The organism is Lentilactobacillus sp. (genome assembly GCF_040773105.1).
Classification (GTDB): Bacteria; Bacillota; Bacilli; order Lactobacillales; family Lactobacillaceae; genus Lentilactobacillus; species Lentilactobacillus parabuchneri.
On the sequence record NZ_JAXGWW010000322.1, the window covers coordinates 1 to 1,738 of the forward strand.

Annotated in this window: 2 protein-coding genes and 1 pseudogene; all 3 read left to right on the plus strand. The window is 39.5% G+C overall.

The annotated features are described in order from the left end of the window. The first annotated feature begins 173 nt into the window (after nucleotides 1–173). A complete protein-coding gene (locus tag AB3112_RS11290; protein WP_084974409.1) occupies nucleotides 174–668 on the plus strand; it encodes a GNAT family N-acetyltransferase in 495 nt (164 codons plus the stop codon). Between the two features lie 152 nt (nucleotides 669–820). Next, nucleotides 821–1,288 (plus strand): Fur family transcriptional regulator, encoded by a 468-nt coding sequence (locus tag AB3112_RS11295; RefSeq protein WP_057910654.1) that lies wholly within the window; start codon nucleotides 821–823, stop codon nucleotides 1,286–1,288. Between the two features lie 270 nt (nucleotides 1,289–1,558). After that, nucleotides 1,559–1,738: pseudogene (locus tag AB3112_RS11300) on the plus strand (N-acetylmuramoyl-L-alanine amidase); the annotation flags it as partial.

The window sequence follows — 1,738 nt, forward strand, 5'->3', positions numbered from 1 at the left end:
CAGTGTCTAATTCTAACTGGTAAACACCCTTACTGATTCTTCGAGTGTAGGTTCCAAGCAAATATTTTTCTATCAAGATTGTCCCTCCAACAAAAGTTTATATACTCATTATGCCACATCTAAATCCAAACCAACAAACGTTTGAAAACTTTTTCACGAAAGGAATTGAATTTATGAAGTCATTTGAAAAATTCCACCCTGTTTTAACCAGCCATCTCACCTTGGATTGGTTGACGCAAACGCCCGTCAAATTAGTGGATGACCTTTATTCAAAGAAAACCATCACAACCATCAAGGCTGAAAAAATGCCAAACGAAATTTTAGATACCGTCAAAAATATCAATCACATCATGCAGCGGGTGATGAACGGCCAGGAATTGACTTGGGGGATGACCGACTCCAATTCTAATCAATTTGTCGGCATCATCAGCCTGGTGGGATTTGAACCCCCAGTTGACACCGGCTCAATTGAATTCATCGTTGATCAAGCTCACGAACGTTACATACCTGAAGTTGTGGAACGAACGATTCAATTTTCAAAGGATCATTTTACTTTCGAACAACTATCCGTGACCGTCAGCCAACCAACACCTCAGCTAACCGAGCAGTTGCAATCGATTGGGTTCAAGAAAACGACCGAATCTGCTTTTATCATTGAACTCATCTAAACATTGGACTGAATCTAAATAAGTGTAAATGTTGAGTCGACATGGTTGAATATTTTTCAATAGCATATTAGAATTGTTCTAAAGTACAGGATGAATTATAATAAACTTGAAAAGATAAATGAGCCAACCGCTCCTCATGGAGGTGCTTCAAAATGACTAACGCAACCCTTAAACATTCACTCGGCCAACTTAAAAAACAAGGCATCCGAATCACACCTCAACGCGAGATTATTCTGGATTATTTAATTACCCACCATAATCATCCTGACGTTGAAACCATTCGCGATGGGATTGAGGCTAAACTGCCCAATTTAAGTGTGGCAACAATTTACAATACCCTTAAGATGCTGGTCGACAATGGCTTGGTCATTGAGCTGCCAAATAATGATGGCGGTATCCGCTATGATTACTTTGGTGTCCCCCACTACCATGCCATCTGTGAAAACTGTGGTAAAATTATCGACATTTTTGATGATGATTATCCAGAGTTGGTCAAGCATGTCCAACAAACAACCCGTGATAAAACCGACTTTTTAGTCACTGGAACTCAAATGGAAGTCACCGGGATTTGTCCAGAGTGCCAGAGAAAGCTACACATCGCTAAGCTTTCCAATAAGTAATTATTACAGGGGCAAACGGTTGATATATCAGTCGTTTGTGCCTGAATTTAAGGATTTTGTCAAGAACTCTTAATATGATTGACAATTTGTCCACCAAAGCCCACAGGGTCGCGTTATATCGCGGTCTGTGGGCTTTTTTGTTGGTTGAATTGTTACATACAAATCGTTTATATTAATGTTTGTAGCGAAATCCGGCTATGTAAAAATATAATAAACATTAAAGAAACTTAAAACCGAAACAATTAAAAAGATCTGAAGGGAATAATTAAATTGAAGAAAAGAGCGATTTTAACGGCCCTTTGCTCGCTATCATTTGCGGCAATCGGGTTGTTTGGACTCAGTCACACTGCGGGGGCAAGCAGTGTCAATAATTACATTGCAAATAACAACATCAATCACGCCGAAGTAACCTCTTCGGTTTGGAGTGGCTTTCCTAAGAATGCTTACCGA